We start from the raw sequence: 25,267 nt of genomic DNA, 5'->3' as shown, positions 1-25,267 counted from the left end.
GCGCGTGACCATCGCCGCCCTGCTCCTGGGTACCATCGCCGTGCTGCTGGCCGGGCCCGTTCCGCTCCTGCTGGGGCGGTCGCGCTGGCCCGCGCGCTCCCCCGGCGTGGCACTGGTGCTCTGGCAGGCCATCGCGTTGTCCGGCGGCATGTCCATGATCGGGTCACTGCTGCTCTACGGCCTGACCCCATTCGGCACCACCCTTGCCCAGAGTCTGGTCGCACTCGGCGGCAACCTCACGGCCGGCACGCTTCCCGATGGAACGAGCTTCACCCACATGCTCGCCATCGGCGCGGCCATTCTGCTCGGTGGCCACCTCCTGCTCAACCTGCTCGCGACGTTCGTCCGCGCCGAGCGGCAGCGCCGACATCACCACACCCTCATTGCCCTGCTCAGCGATCCCCTGCACGGTCAGCCTGGCATGCGGGTCATCGACCATCCGGCGCCAGTCGCCTACTGCCTGCCCGGGGCCGGGCACTCGGCGACGGTACTCTCCAATGGCCTGCTCCGGCTGCTCGACGCCGACCAGGTGCGTGCCGTGATCGCGCACGAGCAGGCGCACCTCGTACAGCAGCACCACCTGGTCTTGCTCGCTTTCAAAAGCTGGCACAGCGCGCTGCCGTGGTTCCCCATCGCCAACCGCGCCGAAAACGCCGTCGCCCTGCTGGTCGAGATGCTCGCCGACGATCATGCCCGCCGCATCGTTGACGACCAGACCCTGGCCCGTGCGATCGCTCTCGTCGGTTTCACCCTGGCCGGCGCTACTCCCCCACCAGACAAAGAAGCGGATGCTGCGGCGCAAGCCGCCGCATCCGCTTCAGACCGTAACCTGGAACTCGCGGTAGAACCCGAGCACCCGGCGCACCAGATCCTGCCGCGAGTGGCGCGGCTGGTTAATCCAACCGTGCCGCTGCACTACACGGCCACGGCCGGAGCACTCACCGTGTCGGCGGTGCTCCTGGTCGGGCCGGCGCTCATCCTGTTCGGTGCCTAGAACTGCCGCAACTAGATCAGCTTTGCCTTGGTCAGCCAGGCCGTCGCGATCTTGTCCGCCGAGAGCTGGTCGTTCTTGCTCTGGGCGTTCAGGTCAACGAGGGTGTCTGCCGTCAGCGCGGCACTGACCTTGTTGAGGATCGCTGCCGCACTGTCGTCGATCTTCTGGGAGACGACCGGCACGACGTTGTCCGGGAAGAACAGTCCGTCGGGGTCGGAGAGGGCGACCAGGTTGTTGGTCTTGATGTTCGGGTCGGCCGTGTAAATGTTGGCGAGCTGGATATCACCGTCGACCAGGGCCTTGACGGTCAGCGGTCCGCCGCTGTCCTCGACCGGTACGAACCCCGCGATGCTGATGCCGTACTTGTCCTTCAGTGCAGTCGGCCCGTACGGCCGGGTCTCGAGCTCCGAGTTGCCGCCGACGGTGATCGGTTCGGTGACGTTGGTCAGGGAAGCGATATCGGTGAGGTCGTACTTGCTCGCGAAGTCGGCGGTGACCGTCCAGGAGTTCTGGTCTGAGGCATCGGCCTGGTCGAGAACCCGCAGGTCGTCGGGCAAGGCGGTCTGGAGCTCAGCGTAGGTCGCGTCGCTGGTGCCGCCGACGGCGGCCTTGTCGAGGGCCTGCAGCAAGCTGCCGGTGTACTCGGGGAACACGTCGATCTTGCCGGCCTCGATATCGGGCAGGTAGACCTCGCGCTGGCCGATCTGGAACTGTCGGTCAACGGTGAAACCGCCGGCCTCGAGCGCCTGGGAGTAGATCTCGGCGATGATCTCGTTGGAGTAGTACGCCTGCGAGCCGACCACGATGGTGGAGCCGCCGGCGCTACTCGATGGTTCCGCCAGGGGGTCCCCCGACGCACACCCTGCAAGGGCTACGACGGCCCCAACCGCGACCACGCCGATGAGCGTGAGCCGGCCTCTATTCGCTGTGAACATGACTGTTTCCTTCCTCGATGGTGGATTCCATCACCGGGCGGGATCGGGATGACCCGTCACGGATATCTATGGGGAGTCCCGCTGTGACGCCGCGGGGAACAACCAATTTTTGCACGAGGGCGAACACGCCCTCCAGCACGATCGCCAACAAGATCACCAGGATCGAACCGCCGAGCATCTCGCCGTAGTCGCGAATTCGCAGTCCCTCAAAGAGGTACCGACCGAGGCCGAAATTAGCGATGTAGGCGGCCAGAGTAGCCGTGGCCACCACCTGCAGGGTTGCCGAGCGAAGCCCTCCGATGAGCAGGGGCAGCCCGAGCGGCAGCTCGACCTTCAGCACGATCTGGGCCTCGGACATGCCCACGGCCCGTGCGGCATCGATGATCTTGCGATCAATTGCCTCGAAACCGGTATATGCACCAGCAAGAATGGGCGGGATGGCAAGCACGGTCAAGGCCACGTACGGGGCGTTCAGGCCGATGCCCACCCAGAGGGCCACCAGGGTGAGCAGGCCCAGGGTAGGAATGGCTCTGAATGCGCCCGACAGTGCCACGGCCAGTCCGCGGCCGCGACCGGTATGGCCGATCAAAAAGCCGGTCGGTACGGCAATCAGCGCGGCGACGAGCAGGGTCACGAGCGTGAACAGCAGGTGCTGGGCGAGGCGGGTAGGAATCCCGCCGGCGCCGACCCAGTTTGCGGGATCGACCAGCCAGGCCAGGGTTTCGGTCAGAAAGCTCACGTGGTGACCTCCTGTCGCGCGACAGCACCGGGTCGAGCGACGACGCCGATCGCGCTGCGCCTGGTCCACGGCATCAGCAGTCGCCCGATCAGAACGAGCACGGCGTCGAGGGCCAGGGCCAGCAGCACGGTGGCAAGGATACCCGCGATGATCTCCGCCTGGATTCCCCGTTGAAACCCGTCGGTGAACAGGCTGCCGAGGCTCTGGGCGCCGATCACGGCGCCGACCGTGGCCAGGCTCACCGTGCTGACCGCTACGACGCGCAGCCCGGCCAGCAGCACGGGGCCGGCCAGCGGCAGCTCAACCTGCCAAAAAGACGTCCAGCCGGAAAAGCCGACGGCGGTCGCGGACTGCTGCACGTCGCGGTCGACGGAACCGAGACCATCCGCTACCACCCGCACCATCAGAGCCACCCCGTAGAGGGTCAGCGCGATGATGAGGTTCAACGGCGAGCGGATGCTGGTACCCACGATAAAGGGCAGCACGATGAACAGCGGCAGCGACGGAATTGCGTAGAGCACTCCGACCGTGGTGAGGATCACCGCCCGGCTCGCCCGATACCGGTGAGCCAGCCAACCGAACGGGAGGGCGATGAGGAAACTGAGAATGATCGAGGGCACGCTGAGGATGAGGTGATCGAACGTGCGATCCCAAATGAGGTCCAGATTCGACCAGATCCAGGTCACCGCGAATCCCCACCCTGCGCCGAAGCACCCGGTCCGCGAGGGCCGGCCTTTGACTCTGAGCTGACAGTTGACGGCGACGCTGAAGGGCCGGAGCCTACGAGAACGCCGGCCAGACGACCGGTCTCGTCAACCACGATGTCGCCATCGCCGTGGTTCTCGAGGTGCAGGGATCGCTTGCCGCGATCGGCGCCGACAAACGTTGCCACGAACTCGTCAATGGGGTTCGCCAGGATCTCCGCGGGTGAGCCGACCTGGGCTACCTTGCCGCCGGTGCGCAGAATGACCACCTGATCGCCGAGCAGAAAGGCTTCGTCAATATCGTGGGTGACGAAGACCACGGTCTTGCCCAATTCCCGTTGCAATCGCAGCAGTTCCTGCTGCAGTTCGGCGCGCACGATCGGGTCCACCGCACCGAATGGCTCGTCCATGAGCAGAATATTGGGGTTGACGGCGAGGCCGCGCGCCACGCCGACGCGTTGCTGCTGGCCACCGGAGAGCTGGCTGGGATACCGGTTGGCGAGTAAACGGTCCAGTCCCACCGTGTCGAGCAGCGCGAGCGCTTCGTCACGGGCCTTCTTCTTGGCCATTCCGCGCAGCATCGGCACCGTGGCGACGTTGTCGATGACCCTGCGGTGGGGAAGCAGCCCTGAGTTCTGCATAACGTAGCCGATGCCGCGCCGCAGCTTGACCGGCTCGAGGGTACCGATATCGGCCCCGTCGATCTCGATCGACCCGCTGGTCGGATCAACCATGCGGTTGATCATGCGCAGCAGGGTTGTTTTTCCCGACCCGGACGTTCCGACGAGCACGGTGGTCTTGTGCGAGGGCAGAACGAGGCTGAAATCATCGACGGCAAGGGTGCCGTCGGGGAACCGTTTCGTCACCGAGTGGAATTCAATCATCCTGGTGGCTCGCTCCTCGCATCAGTTCAGGTCGGGTCAACACAAACCAGATGCTAAGCCAATCACTATTCGAAGCGACAGGCAAAACGCTGGCTCACAAAAGATTTATCCAACAGCGAACACGCGAGGCCCACAAACCCAAAAAAGCCGGGCGACCCAGTGGGTCGCCCGGCGTGTGACGCCCGTTAGGACGCGGTTGCCAGCAGGTTCAGTGCTTGCGGGCCGTAGAAACGATCGAGGTAGTCGCGCAGAACCAGGCGGCACTCGGCGATGAAACGCTCGTCACCGAGCGGATCGGTGTGGAAGGCGCGGGCGAGCAGCGCGTCGGCCATCTCGACGGCGACTTCGAGTCGAAAAATCAGGGCCTCGCCGGCCGGCAGATCGAACTCGTTGACGAGCACGTCAGCCAGGCGGCGGGCGAAGAAGTCGGCATCCGCTACCGCGTCGGCGGCGGGAGCGGCGTCGCGGTCGTCGAAGTTCACGATACGAAAGCCTGGTTCGGAGCGGTACAGGCCGACAAAAGCCGTCACGACGCAGTCCACCGCGTCCCACCAGGAGGTGAGGGTGCTAGCGCCGAGCTCATCGACCACGCGCTGCCGAAAGCGCACCACGGCACGCTCGTGCAGGGCGTGCAGTACAGCAACCCGATCCGGGTAGTAGCGATACACCGTTCCGATGGATGCACCGGCGCGTTCCGCGATCATCGCGGTCGTGATGCGGTCGAAACCGACCTCGTCCACAACGGCGGCGGCCGCATCGAGCAAACCGGACAGACGTGCAGCGCTGCGCTGCTGAATCGGCTCGGTGCGCACTTGCTGAAGTGCTGCACCGGTCTCTTCACCCAATAGGCCACCAAGTGACATTTATCCCCCTTGAAGATAAGTCACCATACTACGGGGTAAAACCCCTTTTCCACAGGGTTGATCGGGGGATGCACAGCAAATATGGCAGAATGAGAGGGTGCCAGAGTCCCTAGACGCCACGCCGAGTGCGCCAAGTCCCGAGCGAATCATGCACCGTGCGGCCCGTATCGAAGACTGGCTGCACGACCGTCGGGAGCATTCCGCTCGTCGCCGCGGCTACCAGCCCACCGTCATCCCCTACACCGGCTACGGCTCGACCGCCTGGGTTCGCATCCTCTGCCGGGTACTTCTGGCCAAGCCGGAAAAGCCGGCGAAGCGTACCAAGCGCCCCCGAGCGGATGGCCGCGACGCCGGTATTCGAGGCTGGCGCAGCTTCACGAGCGTGCCGGTCAACGACGTCACCGTCACGATTGAGATCGACGGCCAGACGCATCGGGTGCAGGCGGATCGCGGCGGCGTCGTCGACACCGTCGTACCGGTATCCCTGCCTGCCGGCTGGCACGTGGCCCGGCTACACACCGAGTTCTCCGCCGTGGCCGAAGCGCCACTCTTCATCGTGGCCCCCACAGTCGGCTACGGCGTCGTCTCCGATGTCGACGACACGGTGATGGTCACCACGCTTCCCCGCCCGTTGCTGGCCGCCTGGAACACGTTCGTGCTCGACGAGCATGCCCGGGTTCCGACCCCGGGGATGGCCGTGTTCCTGGAACGCCTGGCGTCGTTCACGCCCGGCGCCCCGGTCATCTATCTCTCCACCGGTGCCTGGAACGTAGCACCGACCCTGTCGCGTTTTCTCTCCCGCAACCTGTATCCGGCCGGGGCACTGCTGCTGACCGACTGGGGACCGACGCACGACCGCTGGTTCCGCAGCGGCAGCGCACATAAGCGGGACAACCTGCGCCGCCTCGCCGAACAGTTTCCCGACATGCGCTGGATTCTGATCGGCGACGACGGCCAGCACGACGAAGCCATTTACAGCGACTTTCAACGCGACTATCCGGGCAGCGTCGCGGCCGTGGCCATCCGTCAGCTGTCCCCGAGCGAGGCGGTGCTGGCCGGCGGGCGCTCGCGCGACGCCGTGCTGATCGACGGCAGCCCCGAGGCCCCGTGGGTCTACGGGCCGGACGGCTCCAGCCTCGCCAACCAGCTCGTCGCGCACGGCCTGCTCTAGCCCGGCTGATGGGCGCCCGGTCAGCTCGTGATGCTCTGATCCATGCTCATGCGGCGCAGCACCAGGTTTTCCACGACCTGCGCCAGGCCGTAGAGCGTGAGGGACACGATGGTGATCACCACGACGGATGCCCACACCTCCGAGTTCTGCACCTTGGCGACGGCGGCGACAATCGAGTTGCCGAGGCCCTGGCCGGTCGTGAGCCACTCGGCCAGCAACGCTCCGGTGATGGCGCCGGGCACCGAGATCTTCACCGCGGCGAAGAACGAGGGCAGGGAGCTCGGCAGGGCCACCTTGCGCAGCGTCGTGAAGGCGCTGCCACCGTAGACGGTGATCACGTCGCTGATCTGGGGTGACGAGGAGCGCAGCCCGAAGGCGATGTTCACGAGTGCCGGGAACAGCACCACGATGGCGCCCATGACCACGGCGGTGGTGAGTCCGCGCCCCGTGATGAGGCTGATGATGGGCACGAGTGCCACGAGTGGCACCGAGCGCAGCAGCAGGGCGATCGGCATGAGGGCGTGCTCGATGCCCCGGGACAGGGTGAAGATCACGGCCAGCAGCAGGGCACAGGTGAGTCCGGCGACGAATCCGAGAAATGCGTCACTCAGGGTCACGACGAGGTTGCCGAGGACCATGGCCCGATTGTCGGCGGCTTCGGGAACGGTGGCGAGCCACTTCCAGACGTCGAGGGGTCCCTTGGCCAAAAACGGCGACACGTCCAGCAGCAGGAGCAGGCCCTGCCACGCGACGAGTACGAGAACGAGGGTGATAAGCCCGGTCAGCAGGCCGCGCGCCACCGTCAGGAGCGCCACGCGTGCAAAACTCATCGGCTGCTCCGCCCGGTCGTCCACGGGGTGGCGAAACGCAGGATGACGGCAAAGATCGCGTAGCCGAGACCCGCCGTGACCCCGGCGACGAGCGCGAGGCTCCAGACCCGGTCGACGTTGGCCGTTGAACCGGCCACGAGCATGGCGATTCCCAGCCCGCGGCTGACACCGCCGAGGTACTCGCCCAGGATGGCTCCGATGAACGCCGCCGGTGCGGCGATCTGCAGCGCGGTCAGCACGCTCGGCAGTCCGGCGATCAGGCGCACCTTGCGAAGCTGGGTGAACTTGCTGCCGCCGTAGACGGTGATGAGGTCGAGGCTGGCGGCATCCGCTGCCTTGAGACCGACCAGTGAGCCGATGACGGTCGTAAAGAACACCGACATCGCGGCGAGAAAGACGGCTGTACCGGCCGGATCGCCCGCGCTCGGTGCCCCGATCACGATGTAGGCGATCGGGCCAATGGCGACGATGGGAATGCAATAGGTGATCACGGCGATCTGCATCGCGATCTTCTCGATGCGCGGCAGCAGCAGCACGAGGGCGGCGAGGGCCAGGGCTAGTCCGTTGCCCCAGGCAAAGCCGATCAGCGCTTCGAGCACGGTGACACTGACGTGGGACAGGTAGAACGCCGGGCCGTCGCTGACGAGCTGCACGACCACGTCCAACGGGGTGGGCACCGCGCCTCCGGGCATGGAACCAACCTCGGCGAAAACCGTGACCGCGCCCAGCCACCACAGGGCGATGACGATCGCGCCGCCGATCAGGCCGGTCGCCCAGGCGGGCAGGGCGCGCAGCGAACCTCGGATCACTGGTCGGCGCCCGGCGCGGCGGCATCACTAAACAGCAGGTCGGAGGCGCGGTCGTGCAGCGCGTGGAACTCGGGCGAACGCATCATCTCGGGCAATCGGGGCCGCGGAAGGTCGACGTCGATGACTTCCTTGACGCGGCCGGGCCTGGCGCTCATGACCGCGACGTGGTCGGAGAGAAAGATGGCTTCGGCGATGCCGTGGGTGACCATGAGGGTCGTGGCCGGCTTCTGGGTCCAGATGCGCAGCAGCTCGAGGTTGAGTCGCTGCCGGGTCATATCGTCGAGGGCCCCGAACGGCTCATCGAGCAGCAGCACAGAGGGCTTGAGCACGAGCGACCGAGCGATCGACACGCGCTGCTTCATGCCGCCGGAAAGCTGCGCCGGCTTGGCTTTCTCGAAGCCCGTGAGGCCGACGAGGGCGATCAGTTCGTCGATGTAGGCCTCGTCGACGGGAACGCGGGCGACCTCGAACGGGAGGCGGATATTCGAGCGCACGCTGCGCCAGGGCAGCAGCGCTGAATCCTGGAAGGCGATGCCAAGCTGGTGTCCCTGCCGAAGTTGCTGGGGGCTCTTGCCGTCGACCCTGGTGGTGCCGCTCGTGGGCTGTTCCAGGCCGGCCAGAATACGCAGGATGGTCGATTTTCCACAGCCCGAGGGACCGAGCAGGGAGAGAAAACTGCCCTTGTCGGTGTGCAGGTTGGCGTTGTCGAGGGCGACGACATCTCTGCGCCCGACCGCGAAGACCTTGTGCAGCTGGGAGATGTGCAGGCCGGTGCCCGACGCTTCGCCCCCGGCACCGCGCTCCGTCACCGAGTCCAGAATTCCGGCATCAGTACTACTCACGTGGTTCGCTCCTTGGCGCTGGCAGATCTGCACGGCTGGCGGGTCTGCGTGGTATTTCGGGCAGGTGCCTATTTTAGGTTCCACCCGGGCATCCGCTGAAACGCTCGATGCGTTCTGGCGGATGCCCGGCCGGCCGGGCGCCACTGCTACTTGCTGTAGGCCAGCAGGTCCGGGTTCTCGGCGTAGACCTCGTCGAGCAGGGTCATGTCAAACAGCTGGCTCGCGGTGATGGTGAGGCCCGTCGCGGCGAGGGTATCGATGCTCTGCTGCTGCAGTTCCTTACTGATCGAGAACAGGCCGTTGGCCACGGTGTCCGCGCTCACGACGAGGTCGGCGGATTGGATCTCGGCCTGACGGGTCTCCTTCTCGATGGTCAGCTCGAAGGTCGGGCCGTAGGTGTCGACGGTGAGCTTCGCGGCGGCATCCGGGTCGTTGATGGCGTCGGTCCAGCCGCGAATCTCGGCGACGAGCAGGGCCTTGAGCTTCTCGCGGTCGTTCGTGATGGCATCGTCGGTGACCGTGAGGGTCTCGGCGACGAACGGCAGGCCGAAGTCGGCCAGCGGCAGGTTGACCGGGCCCAGGCCCTTGAGCTCGGCGTCGATGGATTCGTTGGTGAGGTAGGAGAACCAGCCATCGACCTCGCCGTTGAACAGCGGGGTCGGGTCGTACTGCACCGGGAGGGTGGTCAGGGACTTCTCATCGATATCGTTGACCTTGAGGAAGGCTTCCCACAGGCTCAGGTTGCTCGCCTGCACGCCGATCGTCTTGCCCTTAAGGTCGTCAAGGGTGGCAATGTTGCCCTTGTCGGCGAGCGACAGGATGGTGAAGGGGTTCTTCTGGTAGGTGGCGCCGATGATCTTCAGCGGCGCGCCCTCGTTGGCGATGATGGTGCCGGTGGAGATCGCATTGCCGATGCCCATGTCGGCATTGCCCGAGATGACGGCGGCTTCGATCGAGGCGGGGCCCTCGATCATGTCGACATTGTCGAGTCCGGCCTCGGTGAAGTAGCCGTTCTTGTCGGCGAGGTACTCGCCCATGAATTCGGCGTTCTTGATCCAGCTGAACTGAATGCTCGCGTCACCGAACGATGCCGCGGCACCATCGGCTCCCACTTTCGCGTCGTCACTGCCCGCACAGGCAGCAAGCGAGAGGGCCAGCACGGCCGCGACCGCGACACCGCGCACGACCCGGGTTGCCGTTCGACGATAGAAAGAGCCTCTGGATGGGGTCATTGCGGGGTTCCTCTCGAGGGTGCAAGGGCTCTGTGGGATTACAGCAGCTGTGGTACTGAAACGCGGGCTGACGGGAATTGTTGCGAGTGGAGAACGCCCGGAAATGGCAGTCTAGGCGTGTCATATATCAGTTCGAGTTCAACTTTGTTTCGAACGGATGTCGGAAAAAGGAGGATAGCCTCCACTAGACCAATTCTGCGGGCTCTGCTAGCGGCCGGTTCCGGCCAGGATGCGGTCGAGTCCGCGGTTGATCTGGCGCGCCCAGAGCGGACCGCGGTAGAGGAACGCCGTGTAGCCCTGCACGAGGGTTGCTCCGGCCGCGAGGCGCTCGGCGACCTGGGCCGCTGTGTCCACTCCGCCGACCGAGATGACGCAGAAATCGGCCGGGACGACGGCGCGGATCTGCAGGAGAATGGCCAGTGACCTCGCGTGCAGCGGGGCGCCGGACAGTCCGCCGTCTCCGGCGGCGATGACGGTGGCGGCATCCGTTTTCAGTCCGGTGCGGGAGATCGTGGTATTTGTGGCGATGATGCCGTCGAGGCCGAGGTCGACGGCGAGGGTCGCGATGCGGGCGACCTCCTCATCACTCAGGTCGGGCGCGATCTTCACGAGCAGCGGCGTGGCACCGGCGGCACCCTTGACCGCGGTGAGCAGCGGCGCGAGCTGGTCGAGCTCCTGCAGTCCGCGCAGGCCCGGGGTGTTGGGTGAGCTCACGTTGACCACGAGATAGTCGGCGAGGGCGGCGAGGGTCCGGGCGCTCTGCAGGTAGTCGGCCGTGGCGCTCTCGACGGCCGTGACGCGGCTCTTGCCGATGTTGATGCCGAGCACCGGGCGATGCGGCGCAGCGCGAATTCGCCTCAGCCGGGCGACGGCCGCAGCGGCGCCGTGGTTGTTGAAGCCCATGCGGTTGATGACGGCACGATCGGCCACGAGCCGAAACAGGCGCGGTGTGGGGTTGCCCGGCTGGGCGACGGCGGTGAGCGTACCGACCTCGACGTGGCCGAAGCCGAGCTGGCCGAGGCCGAGCACGGCCTCGCCGTCCTTGTCGAAACCGGCCGCGACGCCGAAAGGAGAAGTGAAGTGCAGGCCGAGGGTGTCGACCCCGAGGTCGGTGCGCGGGCGGGTGAAACGGTGCACCAAGCGACCGATGCCGAGCGTCGGCAGCAGCCGGATGACGGTGAAGGCGAGGTGGTGGGCACGCTCGGGATCCAGTCGGGTGAGCACGTACTTGAAGAACAGCGGATACATCGAGCCCTGGGCCTTACGCTTTCGAGGAACTGGTGGCGGCGGACGCGTCCACGGCATCCGCTGTCTTGAGGCTGTTCGAGCGGGCCGTATGCTCGGTGCGCAGCTGGGTGATGGCCGCTTCGAAGTCGTCGAGGGAGTCGAAGCCCTGGTAGACGCTCGCGAATCGCAGGTAGGCGACCTCGTCGAGGTCACGCAGGGGCGGCAGGATTGCGAGGCCGATGTCGTTGGCGTCGACCTGGGAGGCGCCGGTCTGGCGAATGGTTTCTTCGACCTTCTGGGCGAGCATGGCGAGGTCGGAGTCGGTGACCGGTCGGCCCTGGCACGCCTTACGCACGCCGGAGACGATCTTCTCGCGGCTGAACGGCTCGACCACGCCGCTGCGCTTGATGATGTTCAGGCTCGCGGTCTCGGTGGTGCTGAAGCGACGGCCGCACTCCGGGCACTGCCGCCGACGGCGAATCGAGAGCCCGTCGTCGCTCGTGCGCGAGTCGACGACTCGGGAATCGGGGTGGCGACAGAACGGGCAGAACATTGTGCCTCCAGCCTAGCGGCCTGCGCCCCTGAGGTTCGCGAGAGCGGGAATTATGTTGCTTCGGTTGGGCTGAAGTTACGAAATTCCCGCTCTCGCGGAATGGGGCTCACTCGAAGCGAGCGGTGACCGCGTCTCCGTGCGCGGGCAGCGCTTCGGCGTCGGAGAGCGCACGGATGTGACCGGCGACGGCTTCGAGCGCCGCACGGTCGTAGCGCACGACCTGCTGCGGCCGCAAAAACGTATAGGCGCCGAGGCCGGAGGAGAACCGGGCCGCTCCCGCGGTCGGCAGCACGTGGTTGGAACCGGCAACATAGTCGCCGAGGCTCACCGGCGAATACGGGCCGAGAAAAATAGCTCCGGCGTTCTCGATTTCGGCCAGCACGGCGTCGGGATCACTCGTCTGGATCTCGAGGTGTTCCGGTGCGAAGGCGTTGCTGAAACCGGCCGCGACGTGCAGGTTATCGACGAGCACGATGGCCGACTGGCGGCCGCCGAGCGCCGCCGTCACTCGCTCACTGTGGGTAGTGGATGCCGCCAGCACGGCCAGGCGCGCCGCCACGGCATCGGCGAGTTCGATCGAATCGGTCACCAGCACGGTGGCGGCGAGCTCGTCGTGCTCGGCCTGGCTCACCAGGTCGGCGGCGACGAGCAGCGGGTCGGCCGCGGCATCCGCTATCACGAGGATATCGGTGGGTCCGGCCTCGGAGTCGATACCGGCCTGCCCACGGATGAGCCGCTTCGCGGCGGCCACGTACACGTTGCCGGGGCCGGTGACGATCTGCACGGGTTCGAGGCCGATGTCGGGGACGCCGTAGGCGAGGGCGCCGATGGCACCGGCGCCGCCCATCGCGTAGATCTCGTCGACGCCGAGCAGGCCGGCGACGGCGAGGATGGTGGGGTGCACACGGCCGTCGAAGTGACTCTGCGGCGGTGAGGCGAGCGCGATCGAACGCACCCCGGAGACCTGAGCGGGCACGACGTTCATCACCACGCTCGACGGGTAGACGGCCTTGCCGCCGGGAACGTAGAGTCCGACCCGGTTCACCGGCTGCCAGCGCTGGGTGATGGTGGCTCCGGCCTCGATCGTGGTCGTCACGTGCGGCGGCACCTGCGCAGCACTGGCCAGACGCACCCTGCGTATGGTCTCGGTGATAGCGGTGCGCACGTCCGGGTCGAGCCCGGCGACCGCGTCGGCAATGTGGCTGGCTGGAACGCGCACCTGGCCCGGGCGCACCCGGTCGAGGCGTTCGGCCTGGTCGAGCAGGGCGGCTCCGCCCCGCGCTCGCACATCGGCGATCAGCTCGGCCGCGATATCGGCGGCGACGGCCACGCTGGTCAGGGCGCGGGGAACGGAGGCCAGGAGCGCGGCCGGTGTGGGCTCGCTTCCGCGAAGGTCAATAGTCTGGATCATCGTGATCCAGCCTATCCGTCCATGAGGCGTAACACTCAGCGCGCGGGAATAGGCTGAGGTTGAAACAGATTGTTGGTTGAGTATGCAAAGCAACGTTGAACCCCCACTGACTACTCTCCCGGCAGCCCCACCGCTGGCCGCCGACCCCAATGCGCCCGACGACCTTGCCGCGTTCAAACACGCGTTCCGCCGCCACGCTGCCGGCGTCGCAGCGATCACGACACTCGCGCCCGACGGCAGCCCCGTCGGGTTCACGGCCACCTCCCTGGCCTCGCTGTCGGCGGTTCCGCCACTCGCAACGTTCAACATGGCCAGGTCGGCCAGCTCGTGGGCTGCGATCGCCGCAGCCGACCGCGTGGCCATCCACATGTTGGGTGCCCACAACCGGGCCATCGCCGAGAAGCTCGCCGGCCCGCACGCAGAACGTTTCGTCGGCGATCACTGGCAGCCTGGCCCGTACGGGCTGCCCGTGTTGACCGGGGTGACCAGCTGGATGCTCGGCCGCGTTGTCGAACGGGTTTCGGTGCACAACAACGCCGTCGTGGTCGTGCAGATCGAGGGCGGCGGCATGGGCACCGACGACGAGGCCCTGCTCTACCACGAGCGCACCTACCGGGTTCCGGGCGCCGCTGTCTAGACCAGCCCGGCCACCGCGCGGACCGCAGGGGCAACTCTGGCGCGAGATGCCACTTTCGGCCCTATCGTCCGCGCGAGACGACACCATCGGCCCCTCGACGAGCTCCCAAGGGGCCGAAGCTGTCGTCTCGCGGCGGGGCGGGACTCCCCTGAGCCTGGACATACTTTAGACAAGAGCCACTGCATGCTCGAGGAGCGCGGCCGTTACTTCTTGCCGGCCAGCTTCTCGGCAGCCTTGCGACGACGGCGTTCAGCCTCGGCCACCGCCGCCTCCGCCGGAGTCGGCGCCGTTCCGCCAAGGTGCGCCGGCTGCCACCACTGGCCGGTACCCGGCACCGAATACTCCGCCTGCACGGCATCAACCAGGGCCTGCAGGGTGTCGTGGAGCCGTAGCGTGGTATCCGCGACGTCGTCGTCAACGCGGCCAGCGGCATCCGCTGAAAAAGGTTCCCCAAAACGGATGCTGACCGGCACGCCGATCCGCTCCCTCAGCGTCGAACGATGGTTCTTGGTCATGAGCCGATGCCCGCCCCACACCGCCACCGGAATGATCGGCACGTTCGCGGCCAGTGCCATGCGCACGGCACCGGTCTTGAGCTCCCTCACGGTGAACGAGGCGTTGACACCTCCCTCGGGAAAGACTCCCAGCAGTTCGCCGGCGCGCAGGGCCTCGACGGCCTGCGCGTAGGCCGCGCCGCCGCTCTCCATGTCGACCGAGATGTGCTTCATGCCGCGCAGCAGGGGCCCGACCAGCTTCTGGTCGAAGGCGCCCTTCTTGGCCATGAACCGGATATGGCGGCGGTTGTGCAGCCAAGTCACCCACTCGACCAAGGCGAAGTCCAGGTACCCGAAGTGGGTGACCGCCAGCACGGCGCCGCCACTCGCCGGCAGCTGCTCGAGCCCGGTGACAGTGCGGCGCACCCGAAGCAGGCCGAACAGGGCTCGCCCGGCTCCGATGGCGGCCTGGTAGATCGGCTCTCGCTTGTGCATGCTGCCAGCCTAGGCTCGCATCCTGTCAGTCATCTGCGGTCTGCGGTGACGAAATCCGGTCCGAGGATCAGGTCAGGCAGTTCGGGCCGAGAATGCTCTTGAGTTCGCCGAACAGGTCGGCGCTCACTTTCACCCGGTGCGGCAGCTCGAACACCCGGGCCACATCACCCTTGACCAGTTTGAGCCGCACCTCGGCGTCGCCGGCGTGGCGCTTGAGAATCTCACCGAGCGCACTTACCGTGTCGGTCGTCGCACGGGCCTCCCCCACGGTGATCGAGACCATGCTCTGGTCTGAACCCTGCCCGAGCTCCGGCTGGAACACGCTGAACGCGTGCAGGTTCATGCCGTCGTCGCGCAGGCTCACCCGCCCACGCACCACGACGACCGAGTCGCTGATCAGTTCCGGCGCGAACTCGAGGTAGGCCTTGCCCATGAACATCGCGGTGATCTCACCGCCGAAGTCCTCGACCTGGATCATGCCGTACTGGTTGCCCGACTTCTTCGCGATGCGATGCTGCACGCTCGTGATCAGGCCGGCCACGGTCACCGTGTCGCCGTCCTCGGTCGACTCTGAGGCGATCAGGTCGGCGATCGTGGTGCTGGCATGCTTGGCGAGCGGGATCTCCAACCCGGCGAGCGGATGGTCGGACACGTAGAGCCCGAGCATGTCGCGTTCGTAGGCGAGCTTCTCCTTCTTGCTCCATTCCGGCCGGTCCGGCACCTGCTCAGTGTCCTGCGGTTCGTCGAACAGGCTGTCGAAGTCGAACCCGATGTTGCCGTTGCTCTCTTCGCGCTTGATCTTGACGGCCGATTCGACGGCGGATTCGTGAATCTCAACCATGCCGCGCCGGGTCGCGCCGAGCGAATCGAACGCCCCGGCCTTGACCAGAGATTCGATCGTGCGCTTGTTGGCGACAGGAAGCGGCACCTTGCGCAGAAAGTCGTGGAACGACTCGAAGCGCCCCTTCTCCTCGCGGGCACCGCGAATGGCCTCGACCACGTTGAAGCCCACGTTGCGCACGGCACCCAAACCAAAACGGATGTCCGTGCCAACGGCCGCGAAGAACCCGATCGACTCGTTCACGTCGGGCGCCAGCACCTGGATGCCCATGCGGCGGCACTCGTTGAGGTAGAGCGCGAGCTTGTCGCGGGAGTCACCGACGCTCGTGAGCAGGGCGGCCATGTATTCGGCCGGGTAGACGGCCTTGAGGTACGCGGTCCAGTAGGAGAGCACGCCGTAGGCGGCGGAGTGTGCCTTGTTGAAGGCGTAGTCGGAGAATGGCAGCAGGATATTCCAGACCGTGGTGACGGCGTCCATTGAATAGCCGCGGTCCTGCATGCCCTTGGAGAAGCCCTCGAACTGCTTATCCAGCTCGGACTTCTTCTTCTTACCCATGGCGCGGCGCAGCAGGTCGGCTTCACCGAGCGTGAAGCCGGCGAGCACCTGCGCGATCGACATGACCTGCTCCTGGTAGACGATCAGGCCGTAGGTGTTGCCGATGACATCTTTCAGGGCTTCCTCAAGCTCTGCATGGATCGGGATGATCTCCTGCACGCCGGTCTTCCGCAGCGCGTAGTTGGTGTGCGAGTTGGCGCCCATGGGCCCCGGGCGGTACAGCGCGATGACGGCCGAGATGTCTTCGAAGTTGTCGGGTTTCATCAGCCGCAGCAGGGCGCGCATCGGCCCGCCGTCAAGCTGGAACACGCCGAGGGTGTCGCCGCGGGCGAGCAGTTCGTACGCGGCGGGGTCTTCCAGGCCGAGGTCTTCGAGTACGGGTCGGTGGCCGCGGTTCACGGCGATGTTGTCGAGGGTGTCGTCGATGATGGTGAGGTTGCGCAGCCCGAGGAAGTCCATCTTGATCAGTCCGAGCGCTTCGGAGGCGGGGTAGTCGAATTGCGTTACCACCTGGCCATCCGCTTCACGTTTCATGATCGGGATGATGTCGATCAAAGGGTCGCTCGACATGATCACGCCGGCGGCGTGCACGCCCCACTGGCGCTTGAGATTCTCCAGGCCGAGGGCCGTGTCGAAGACGGTGCGGGCCTCGGGGTCGCTTTCGATCACGGCCCGAAAGTCGGCTGCTTCGCGGTAGCGCGGGTGGTCTTTGTCGAACATACCGGTCAGTGGCACGTCCTTGCCCATGATCGCCGGCGGCATGGCCTTGGTGAGCTTGTCGCCCATGCCGAACGGAAAGCCGAGCACGCGGGAGGCGTCTTTCAGGGCCTGCTTGGCCTTGATCGTGCCGTAGGTGACGATCTGGGCGACGCGTTCCTCGCCGTACTTCTCGGTGACGTATTTGATGACCTCACCGCGGCGACGCTCGTCGAAGTCGACGTCGAAGTCGGGCATGGAGACGCGGTCGGGGTTCAAGAACCGTTCGAAGATGAGGCCGTGCACGAGCGGGTCGAGGTCGGTGATGCCCATCGCGTAGGCGACCATCGAGCCGGCACCCGAACCACGGCCGGGGCCGACACGGATTCCCTGCTGCTTGGACCACATGATGAAGTCGGCGACGACCAGAAAGTAGCCGGGGAATCCCATCTGCACGATGATGCCGATTTCGTAGTCGGCACGCTTTCGCACATCTGCGGGGATGCCCTTCGGGTAGCGCTTGGCCAGCCCGATCTCGTTCTCCTTGATGAACCAGCTTTCCTCGTTCTCACCCTCCGGGCAGGGAAAACGGGGCATGTAGTTGGCTTGGGTGTTGAATTCCACCTCGCAGCGCTCGGCGATGAGCAGCGTGTTGTCGCAGGACTCGGGGTGGTCCCGAAACAGGTGCCTCATCTGAGCGGCCGTCTTCAGGTAGAACTCGTTGGAGTCGAACTTGAACCGGTTCGGGTCGTCGAGGGTCGATGCCGACTGCACGCAGAGCAGAGCGGCGTGCGCGGTGGCGTCGTGCGCGTGGGTGTAGTGCAGGTCGTTGCTGGCCAGCAGCGGCAAGTCGAGCTCCTTGGCCAGCTTGAGCAGGTCGGTCATGGTGCGGCGTTCGATGTCGATGCCGTGGTCCATGATCTCGCAGAAGAAATTCTCCTTGCCGAAGATGTCCTGAAAATCGCCGGCGGCTTTCTTGGCTTCCTCGTACTGACCGAGGCGCAGGCGGGTCTGCACTTCGCCACCGACGCATCCGGTCGTGCCGATCAAGCCTTTGGAGAACTGGCTGAGCAGCTCGCGGTCCATGCGCGGTTTGAAGTAGTAGCCCTCGAGGCTCGCCTTCGACGAGAGCCGGAACAGGTTGTGCATGCCCGCCGTGTTCTCGGAGAGCAACGTCATGTGGGTGTACGAGCCGGCGCCACCCACGTCGTCACGGTTCTGCCCGCTCGTGCCCCAGCGCACCCGGGTCTTGTCGCGACGATCGGTGCCGGGCGTGATGTACGCCTCGGTGCCGATGATCGGCTTGATGCCGGCGTCGGTCGCGCTCTTCCAAAAGTCGAAGGCGCCGAACACGTTGCCGTGGTCGGTGATCGCGACCGCCGGCATCCCCTGCTCCACCGCAGCTTTGATCAGGGGTTTCACCCGGGCGGCGCCGTCGAGCATGGAATATTCGCTGTGCACGTGCAGGTGGACGAAATTGTCAGTGGCACTGACCGGGTTACTCACAGGGACTCCGACGAGTTGGTGAAACGATTAGGGACGAGTCGGCCTCGGTCAGTCTCCGCGCAGCACCGCGAGGGCGTGCGAGAGGTCGGCCGGGTAGTCGGCGTTGTAGGTGACCCACTCGTGACTGTCCGGGTGAGTGAACGCCAACTGTTTAGCGTGCAGCCACTGGCGTTTGAGACCAAGCCGGGCGGTGATCGACGGATCGGCTCCGTACATGGCGTCACCGACGCACGGATGCCGTTGGGCCGTCATGTGCACCCGAATCTGGTGGGTGCGCCCCGTCTCCAGGTGCACCTCGAGAAGGGAACCGTAGGGGAAGGCTTCGAGGGTCTCGTAGTGGGTGATCGAGGGCTTGCCGTCGGCCATGACCGCGAACTTCCAGTCCGACCGCGGGTGGCGGCCGATCGGGGCGTCGATGGTGCCGGCAAGTGGGTCGGGGTGGCCTTGCACGACCGTGTGGTAGATCTTCTCGACCTCGCGGTCGTGGAACGCCTTCTTGAGTGCAACATAGGCCGTCTCCGACTTGGCGACGACCATGAGACCGCTCGTGCCGACGTCGAGGCGGTGCACGATGCCCGCGCGCTCGGCGGCACCGGAGGTGGCGATGCGAAAACCCGCAGCGGCGAGGGCCCCGGGTACGGTCGGCCCGGTCCAGCCGACGCTCGCGTGCGCGGCGACACCGGCCGGCTTGTTGATCACGATGATGCTCTCATCGTCGTGCACAACGGTGAGGTCGGGAACGGCGATGGGGATGATGCGGAGTGGCTGTTTGGGCTGCCAGGTCACTTCGATCCAACTGCCGGCCCGCAAACGTTCGGACTTGCCCACCACGGTGCCGTCGAGCACGACTCCGCCGGCCTCGGACACCTCGGCAGCGAAGCTGCGGGAAAAACCGAACAGCTTGGCCAGGCCGGCGTCGACGCGCACTCCTTCGAGACCGTCGGGGAGCGGCAGTGATCGCCGCTCCGGGGGGCTGGACAGGCCCGGGGAGCCGGTCATCGCAGGGCCTCGGCGCCCGGGGCTGGCCGTTCACGGGTGGGGGCAACGGTGTCGCTGGTGGTGGTATCGGGGGTCACAGCATCCGTTTGTTTCAGTGTTGGCGTGGCGGTCTTGCTTTCGGCCACGACCTTGTTGCCGTCGAGGCCGATGCCGCGAATGGTCAAGATCATGAAGATGACCATGCTGCTCACGATGGCCATGTCGGCGACGTTATAGATCGCCGGCAGCAGCCACGGTGTGGAGATGAAGTCGACGACGTGCCCGACGCCGAAGCCGGGTTCGCGCAGCAGCCGGTCGGTCAGGTTGCCGAGCACTCCGCCGAGTAGGAGCCCGAAGACCAGTCCCCAGGCGAACGAGCGGATGCGCCGGGCGAACCAGACGATGAAGATGACGACGGCCGCGGCGATGATCGAGAAGATCCAAGTGGAGCCGCTGGCCAGGGAGAACGCCGCGCCCGGGTTCCGAACAAAGTGCAGTTGCAGCACGTCGTTCAGAACCCGAATCATGGACCCCTCGGTCATCGAAGCGACGACGAGGTACTTGCTGACTTGATCGAGCGCGTAAACGCCCAGCGCGACGAGGGCTAGAACGATAAGCGCTCGCGAACGCTTCTTCGTTCGGGCCCTAGGCTCCAAAGCCCTGGAAGCTGGGCTTCGGCGCGTTGCCGGCGTCGACCGAGGTCGCATCGAGGTCGTGGAGCTGGCCCTCGATGTAGCTCTTGAGCTTCAGGCGGTACTCGCGCTCGAACGTACGCAGCTCGTCGATCTTGCCCTCGAGCGTTGAACGCTCCTGGTCGAGCTTCTGCAGTTGCACGCGCTGCTGGGTCTCGGCTTCGGCAATGACGCGTGCTGCTGTGGCGTGGCCTTCAGCGATCAAGGCGTCGCGCTTCTCGGCGCCTTCCTTGACGTGCTCTTCGTGCAGGCGGCGAGCCAGCTGCAGCAGGTTGGTCGTGCCGGCCGTCTCGTCGATTGGTGCGGCGGCGACAGGAGCGGCGACGGGTTCGACCACGACGGGCTCAGCGACCACGGCAGCGACCGGAGCAGCCTCAGCTGCCGGGGCAGCGTCAGAGCCGACCTGGCCCCGCAGTTCCTCGTTCTCCTTGGTCAGGCGACGCAGTTCGACGACGACCTCGTCGAGAAAGTCATCGACCTCGTCCTGATCGTATCCCTCACGGAACTTGGTCGACTGGAACCTTTTGTTGACTACATCTTCCGGAGTTAGCGCCATGGCTTTCCACCCTCAAAACTTGTATTTATTGTGAACATTTGACTGACTCAAGCCCATGAGTGGCTCAAGTATTTTATTAACTACGGGCTGCCGACGAGCGAGTACGGGCTCACGGCGAACCAGTCATCCGACAAGGATACATGCCCCGCTAGGCGCGTTGTATTATTCCTGCCACGGTCATGCCGACGATGCAGCAAAGCATCGTCAGTGTGAAGCCGAAATCCAAAGCGATGGGCCCGATGCGAAGCGGCGGAACCAGACGACGGAAGAAACGTACCGGCGGATCGGTCAGCGTGTAGACGAGTTCGACGAGCACCAGCAGGAAACCCAACGGGCGCCAGGCCCGGTTGACACCGCGCACGAGATCGATAATGAATCGACCCCAGAGCACGAGGAAGTACATGAAGAATACGAAATAGAGAAGATTCCCCAGAATTGATAGACCAGTCACGCTTAAGTCTAGCCTTGCGCGAAGAAGGAGCTGTCTTCAGCGCCCTCTTCGGTGGTGCTGTCGCCGGAGACGACGACGTGGGACGGCGAGAGCAGGAAGACTTTGGCGGTGACGCGCTCAATCTTGCCGTACAGGCCCTGCGACAGGCCGCTCGCGAAGTCGATGAGGCGGCGAGCATCGCCGTCGCTCATCTGCGACAGGTTGATGATGACCGGGATCCCTTCGCGGAAGGACTCGGCGATGACCTGGGCGTCCTTGTAGGCGCGAGGGTGAACCGTGAGAATCTCATTCATTTCAGACGCAGCCACATTCTGGGGGGTCGAAGTCTTACGCAGGGGGGTCACCGGTGCACGACCGGCATCATGGTGGGCCGCGTTGGCATGAGGGGCATTGCTGTCGTGCCCGCGTGCGGGAACGGCGCTCACGTGATTGGCAGCGGCATGGTTACTGGAGCCGCTGTTGGAATTGCCGGTACCGGCGGGTGCCTGGTACTCCAGCTCTTCGTCTGCCAGACCCAGGTAGACCATGGTTTTCTTGAGCGGGTTGGACATGTCGACCTCCGTGTTGGTTTGCTACTTCGAGATTATTAGAGCACCGGGCGATTGCCGGTGATTGCAGTGCCAATTCTTAGGTGTGTCGCCCCTTCGAGCACGGCCGCCGCGTAGTCCTGGCTCATGCCCATGGACAGTGCGGTGGCGTCCGGGGCCTGGCCGCGGATCTGTTCGCTGAACTCGCGTACCTGGGCAAAGGCCCGTCGCGGTTCAGCACCGAGCGGCGCCACGGCCATGAGGCCGAGCAGGACGAGGCCCGGTGTGGCCTGAACGCTGTCGACGAGGGCCGGCAGGTTCGCGGGATCCACACCGCCGCGAGCCGCGTCATCCGTTAAATTCACCTGAATGAAGCAGTCAACGCTCGCTTCCTCCGAGCCGAGAGCGCTCACCAATGACTCTCGATCAATCGAGTGGATGACGTTGGCGTAGGCCCGCACCTGGCGCGCCTTTTTGCCCTGAATCTGACCGACGAAGTGCCAGACGAGGTCGAGATCAGCGAGCGACGCTGCCTTGCCCTGCGCCTCCTGGTGCCGGTTCTCCCCCAGGTTGCGAACACCCAGGGCGTAGAGCTCTTCGATCAATGAAATCGGGTGAAACTTGGTGACGACGATCGTGGTGATGTCGGCCGGGTCACGGCCAGCCTCACCCGCGGCGTCGGCGACGCCAGCACGCACGGTCTGCAGACGGGTGGCCAGATCGCTCGGTGCCGTTGTGCCCGGTGCCGGTTCGGCCGCCGCGTCAGGAAGTGCCATGCTCATGCTGCTCTGTTCGTCACGTGCGATTAAGGCAGTGCGCCCGGGGTCGACATTCTGACACATCGTCCCCGGGACTACTGTAAACGCGCCTTATTTGAGGAAGTCGGGGATGTCCAGGTCGTCGGCCTCTTCTTCAAAGGCCGGGTCGGCCACGGTCACGCCGTTGCCGGCGTCGGAGCCGCCCCAGACGGAGGCCGCGAGCTCGCCGTCGCTGTAGCTGCCCGAGTCGGTCGCTGGGGTTCCCGTGGCGCTGCCAGCGGATGCCGCAGCTCCGGCGGCAGCCGTTCCGGCGCCGGCCGCGATGCCAGCCGCGACGAGGTCGGCACGGCGAACCTCGACCGCCTTGGCGCCGGGCTCGCCGCCGTCGAAGCCGGCGGCGATGACGGTGACCCGTACCTCGTCACCCAAAGTGTCGTCGATGACGGCACCGAAGATGATGTTGGCTTCGGGGTGCACGGCCTCTTGCACGAGGCGGGCCGCGTCGTTGATCTCGAAAATACCAAGGTTGGATCCACCCTGGATCGACAGGAGCACGCCGTGCGCGCCGTCGATCGAAGCTTCGAGCAGGGGCGAGGCGACGGCCAGTTCGGCCGCCTTGATGGCACGGTCGGCGCCGCGAGCTGAGCCGATGCCCATGAGGGCCGAGCCAGCACCCTGCATGACCGACTTGACGTCGGCGAAGTCGAGGTTGATCAGGCCGGGGGTGGTGATCAGGTCGGTGATGCCCTGCACACCGGCGAGGAGCACCTGGTCGGCGGTCGCGAAAGCTTCGAGCATGCTGATGCCGCGGTCGCTGATCTCGAGCAGGCGATCGTTGGGTACGACGATGAGCGTGTCGACCTCGTTCTTGAGCGAGGCGACACCGGTCTCGGCCTGCGCCTGGCGACGCTTGCCCTCGAAGCCGAACGGCTTGGTGACGACACCGATCGTGAGGGCGCCGATCGACTTGGCGATGCGGGCGACGACGGGGGCGCCACCGGTTCCGGTGCCACCACCCTCGCCGGCGGTGACGAAGACCATATCGGCCCCGGCGAGGGCTTCCTCGATCTCCTCGGCGTGGTCCTCGGCGGCGCGGCGACCCACCTCAGGGTCAGCACCGGCACCGAGGCCGCGGGTGAGGTCACGACCGACGTCGAGCTTGACGTCGGCGTCGCTCATGAGCAGGGCCTGGGCATCCGTATTGATGGCGATGAACTCGACACCGCGGAGGCCCAGTTCGATCATGCGGTTGACGGCGTTGACGCCGCCACCGCCGATGCCGACAACCTTGATGACGGCTAAATAATTTTGATTGTTTGACACGTCCGGCCTCCGGGTGGAACCCTAAACCTCTAGTCGAAGTTTAAAGTTATGCTGAGTATGCAATTCCTGATTACGAAAGTATGCGGGCGCGGCGCGTCGCTGGGGAGGCGCGCCCGCGTGTCGCGAAGAACTCCAAGAATCCGTTGCCGCGACCCGTTGCGGGGCTCCGCGCGAACCCCTTCACGCCCATTTTGGGTTTCACGCGCCCATATGCTGCTCGCGCGCACGGCACGCCAGCTGCGCCAGCCACGCAAGCAGCTTTCAGCCGCTCGTGCAGCATCGCGGCGCGCCGAATCTTGCCGAGCGGTTGCCGCCCTTCACCGCGACCGCGCCCGAAACAGGTGGCCGTTACGGCGGTTACCGTAGCGCGCATCCGTTTCGGGCACGGTCGCGAGGCGGAACGCCGAAAATCAGCGCAGCACGGCGCTGTCGGGCGAGGAGACGTCGTATTCGTTCACGGTGCCGGCTGGGTGGCCCACGAGCAGGGCGGCCAGCACGACGGCCTTGTACTCGGATTTTTCCGGGCTGCCCCAGACCACGCGTTCGCCACCGAGCAGGCTCAGGGTGACGTCGTCGGTAGTGACCGCGGTCACCGAGTCCAGCTGGGTGCGAATGCTCTCCGGCAGCACGGCGAGGACCGCGGCAGCGGCCTTGAACCCGGCGCTGGAGATGCCGTCCGGCGCGTCGATCAGCGGGTAGCCGGCCGCGCGTTCCGGCGTCGTCTCGATGACGACACCGGCGGCATCGACCAGGTCGAATCCGGTCGGTCCGGTCAGCACGCCAACCGGCACCCGCTCGACAATACGCACCACGAGTGTGCCGGGCGGGCGACTCTCCGTGACGTAGCTCTGGATGAGCGTGAACTTCGACAGTTCGCCCTTGACCACGCCGCTGTCGATGAGCGGCAGCGGGGTGCCGAGCTGATCGGCGAGGGCCGCTGACACATCCGCCGCCGGAATCCGGCTGGTGCCGACGACCTCGATCGTGCGCAGGGCCATCAACGGTGAGTAGGCCGCCCCGATGATGAGCCCGAAGGCAAGCACGATCGAGCCGACTCCGAGAATCCACGCGGTGCGCCGGCGCCGGGTGCGTCCGGTGAACCGTCGCACCTCGGCGCGTTCGAAGCGTTTGCGGGCGCGCTGGGCCGCCCGCAGCACCGACCGGGCCGCGCGGGCGCCGGGCGTGCCGCCGGAGGCCTCTCCAAGCGATTCTGCCTTTCTGCCCGCCCGTGCCGATGACGGGGCCGAGTCAGACGGCACCGGTTTGACCGTGACCGGCGAAGCGGATGCGCCTCCCCCGGCCAGCACGATCGGTTCCGTCGTCGTGTCGGAGGGATCAAAGGGTTTCGGCGTAGATTTGAGCGCTGCGACGCCGCCGCGCGCTTTCTTCGGTTTCGCCGGCGTTGGAGCCCGTTTCGTCGGCGCTGGAGCCCGTTTCGTCGGCGCTGGAGCCCGTTTCCTTGGCGGTCGGGCTGACGCCGGAGCGTCGTCAGATTCTGCGAGTGGCTGCACTGCCGGCTTGGCGCGCGGCGATTTCGCGGCCGGGGCCGCGGTCGGGGTCGGGC

At 65.9% G+C, this 25,267-nt stretch carries 25 protein-coding genes; 3 read left to right on the top strand and 22 right to left on the bottom strand.

Annotated elements, in window-relative coordinates; all coding sequences use genetic code 11:
• Nucleotides 1-4: 4 nt before the first annotated feature.
• Nucleotides 5-994, top strand: a complete 990-nt coding sequence (locus BLS91_RS05890) for a M56 family metallopeptidase (RefSeq protein ID WP_092339785.1) — start codon at nucleotides 5-7, stop codon at nucleotides 992-994.
• An 11-nt stretch (nucleotides 995-1,005) separates the two neighbouring features.
• Here the strand turns inward: BLS91_RS05890 and BLS91_RS05885 are convergent, their stop codons facing one another.
• From BLS91_RS05885 to BLS91_RS05865, 5 genes are all read right to left on the bottom strand, one after another.
• Nucleotides 1,006-1,929: an ABC transporter substrate-binding protein gene (locus BLS91_RS05885; RefSeq protein WP_092339784.1), complete on the bottom strand. Its 924-nt coding sequence runs from the start codon at nucleotides 1,927-1,929 to the stop codon at nucleotides 1,006-1,008.
• The gene (locus BLS91_RS05880; protein WP_092339783.1) at nucleotides 1,913-2,668 is read right to left on the bottom strand and encodes an ABC transporter permease; all 756 of its coding nucleotides are present in this window, start codon (nucleotides 2,666-2,668) and stop codon (nucleotides 1,913-1,915) included. Before BLS91_RS05880 ends, BLS91_RS05885 begins: the two co-directional genes overlap by 17 nt.
• Complete coding sequence (locus BLS91_RS05875; RefSeq protein ID WP_092339782.1) at nucleotides 2,665-3,354, bottom strand: ABC transporter permease; 690 nt, start codon at nucleotides 3,352-3,354, stop codon at nucleotides 2,665-2,667. Before BLS91_RS05875 ends, BLS91_RS05880 begins: the two co-directional genes overlap by 4 nt.
• Nucleotides 3,351-4,256: an ABC transporter ATP-binding protein gene (locus tag BLS91_RS05870; RefSeq protein WP_092339781.1), complete on the bottom strand. Its 906-nt coding sequence runs from the start codon at nucleotides 4,254-4,256 to the stop codon at nucleotides 3,351-3,353. Before BLS91_RS05870 ends, BLS91_RS05875 begins: the two co-directional genes overlap by 4 nt.
• A gap of 185 nt (nucleotides 4,257-4,441) precedes the next feature.
• Nucleotides 4,442-5,119: a TetR/AcrR family transcriptional regulator gene (locus BLS91_RS05865; RefSeq protein ID WP_092339780.1), complete on the bottom strand. Its 678-nt coding sequence runs from the start codon at nucleotides 5,117-5,119 to the stop codon at nucleotides 4,442-4,444.
• A 97-nt stretch (nucleotides 5,120-5,216) separates the two neighbouring features.
• Between BLS91_RS05865 and BLS91_RS05860 the strand changes: the two genes are divergently transcribed.
• On the top strand, nucleotides 5,217-6,290 hold the full coding sequence (locus tag BLS91_RS05860; RefSeq protein ID WP_369831317.1) for an App1 family protein: 1,074 nt from the start codon (nucleotides 5,217-5,219) through the stop codon (nucleotides 6,288-6,290).
• A gap of 20 nt (nucleotides 6,291-6,310) precedes the next feature.
• On the opposite strand, the gene BLS91_RS05855 is transcribed toward BLS91_RS05860, so the two are convergent.
• From BLS91_RS05855 to hisD, 7 genes are all read right to left on the bottom strand, one after another.
• Nucleotides 6,311-7,120: an ABC transporter permease gene (locus tag BLS91_RS05855; protein ID WP_092339879.1), complete on the bottom strand. Its 810-nt coding sequence runs from the start codon at nucleotides 7,118-7,120 to the stop codon at nucleotides 6,311-6,313.
• Nucleotides 7,117-7,929 carry an ABC transporter permease gene (locus tag BLS91_RS05850; protein ID WP_233197511.1) on the bottom strand — a complete coding sequence of 271 codons (813 nt, stop codon included), beginning with the start codon at nucleotides 7,927-7,929 and terminating at the stop codon, nucleotides 7,117-7,119. Before BLS91_RS05850 ends, BLS91_RS05855 begins: the two co-directional genes overlap by 4 nt.
• Nucleotides 7,926-8,738, bottom strand: coding sequence for an ABC transporter ATP-binding protein (locus BLS91_RS05845; protein ID WP_092339877.1), 813 nt, complete (start codon nucleotides 8,736-8,738; stop codon nucleotides 7,926-7,928). Before BLS91_RS05845 ends, BLS91_RS05850 begins: the two co-directional genes overlap by 4 nt.
• Before the next feature lie 179 nt (nucleotides 8,739-8,917).
• Complete coding sequence (locus tag BLS91_RS05840; protein ID WP_092339778.1) at nucleotides 8,918-10,003, bottom strand: ABC transporter substrate-binding protein; 1,086 nt, start codon at nucleotides 10,001-10,003, stop codon at nucleotides 8,918-8,920.
• A gap of 207 nt (nucleotides 10,004-10,210) precedes the next feature.
• Nucleotides 10,211-11,251, bottom strand: a complete 1,041-nt coding sequence (locus tag BLS91_RS05835) for a quinone-dependent dihydroorotate dehydrogenase (protein ID WP_092339777.1) — start codon at nucleotides 11,249-11,251, stop codon at nucleotides 10,211-10,213.
• A 13-nt stretch (nucleotides 11,252-11,264) separates the two neighbouring features.
• Nucleotides 11,265-11,783 (bottom strand): transcriptional regulator NrdR, encoded by a 519-nt coding sequence (nrdR, locus tag BLS91_RS05830; protein ID WP_092339776.1) that lies wholly within the window; start codon nucleotides 11,781-11,783, stop codon nucleotides 11,265-11,267.
• A 106-nt stretch (nucleotides 11,784-11,889) separates the two neighbouring features.
• Nucleotides 11,890-13,194, bottom strand: a complete 1,305-nt coding sequence (gene hisD, locus BLS91_RS05825; RefSeq protein WP_092339775.1) for a histidinol dehydrogenase — start codon at nucleotides 13,192-13,194, stop codon at nucleotides 11,890-11,892.
• An 82-nt stretch (nucleotides 13,195-13,276) separates the two neighbouring features.
• Between hisD and BLS91_RS05820 the strand changes: the two genes are divergently transcribed.
• Entirely contained in the window at nucleotides 13,277-13,831 is a 555-nt protein-coding gene (locus BLS91_RS05820) for a flavin reductase family protein (protein ID WP_092339774.1), read from the top strand.
• Nucleotides 13,832-14,034: 203 nt separating this feature from the next.
• Here BLS91_RS05820 and BLS91_RS05815 read toward each other — a convergent pair whose 3' ends face one another.
• From BLS91_RS05815 to BLS91_RS05770, 10 genes are all read right to left on the bottom strand, one after another.
• Nucleotides 14,035-14,820, bottom strand: a complete 786-nt coding sequence (locus tag BLS91_RS05815) for a lysophospholipid acyltransferase family protein (RefSeq protein ID WP_092339773.1) — start codon at nucleotides 14,818-14,820, stop codon at nucleotides 14,035-14,037.
• A 67-nt stretch (nucleotides 14,821-14,887) separates the two neighbouring features.
• Nucleotides 14,888-18,355, bottom strand: a complete 3,468-nt coding sequence (gene dnaE, locus BLS91_RS05810; protein WP_092339876.1) for a DNA polymerase III subunit alpha — start codon at nucleotides 18,353-18,355, stop codon at nucleotides 14,888-14,890.
• 111 nt (nucleotides 18,356-18,466) lie between these two features.
• Entirely contained in the window at nucleotides 18,467-19,417 is a 951-nt protein-coding gene (locus BLS91_RS05805; RefSeq protein ID WP_092339772.1) for an RluA family pseudouridine synthase, read from the bottom strand.
• Entirely contained in the window at nucleotides 19,414-20,052 is a 639-nt protein-coding gene (gene lspA / locus BLS91_RS05800) for a signal peptidase II (RefSeq protein WP_241983184.1), read from the bottom strand. Before lspA ends, BLS91_RS05805 begins: the two co-directional genes overlap by 4 nt.
• Complete coding sequence (locus BLS91_RS05795) at nucleotides 20,042-20,644, bottom strand: DivIVA domain-containing protein (protein WP_092339770.1); 603 nt, start codon at nucleotides 20,642-20,644, stop codon at nucleotides 20,042-20,044. The genes lspA and BLS91_RS05795 overlap by 11 nt, the downstream gene beginning before the upstream one ends.
• A 148-nt stretch (nucleotides 20,645-20,792) precedes the next feature.
• Nucleotides 20,793-21,095 carry a YggT family protein gene (locus BLS91_RS05790; RefSeq protein WP_174775003.1) on the bottom strand — a complete coding sequence of 101 codons (303 nt, stop codon included), beginning with the start codon at nucleotides 21,093-21,095 and terminating at the stop codon, nucleotides 20,793-20,795.
• A gap of 8 nt (nucleotides 21,096-21,103) precedes the next feature.
• Nucleotides 21,104-21,646, bottom strand: coding sequence for a cell division protein SepF (locus BLS91_RS05785; protein WP_092339768.1), 543 nt, complete (start codon nucleotides 21,644-21,646; stop codon nucleotides 21,104-21,106).
• Between the two features lie 35 nt (nucleotides 21,647-21,681).
• Nucleotides 21,682-22,398, bottom strand: coding sequence for a YggS family pyridoxal phosphate-dependent enzyme (locus BLS91_RS05780; RefSeq protein WP_174775004.1), 717 nt, complete (start codon nucleotides 22,396-22,398; stop codon nucleotides 21,682-21,684).
• Between the two features lie 93 nt (nucleotides 22,399-22,491).
• Complete coding sequence (gene ftsZ, locus BLS91_RS05775; RefSeq protein ID WP_092339767.1) at nucleotides 22,492-23,703, bottom strand: cell division protein FtsZ; 1,212 nt, start codon at nucleotides 23,701-23,703, stop codon at nucleotides 22,492-22,494.
• Nucleotides 23,704-24,113: 410 nt separating this feature from the next.
• Nucleotides 24,114-25,010: a cell division protein FtsQ/DivIB gene (locus BLS91_RS05770; RefSeq protein WP_233197509.1), complete on the bottom strand. Its 897-nt coding sequence runs from the start codon at nucleotides 25,008-25,010 to the stop codon at nucleotides 24,114-24,116.
• Nucleotides 25,011-25,267: the final 257 nt, after the last annotated feature.

This window comes from Cryobacterium flavum (assembly GCF_900103805.1).
Lineage (GTDB): Bacteria > Actinomycetota > Actinomycetes > Actinomycetales > Microbacteriaceae > Cryobacterium > Cryobacterium flavum.
The sequence above is the reverse complement of the archived record's forward strand: the minus strand, read 5'-3'. Positions and strand labels throughout refer to the sequence as shown.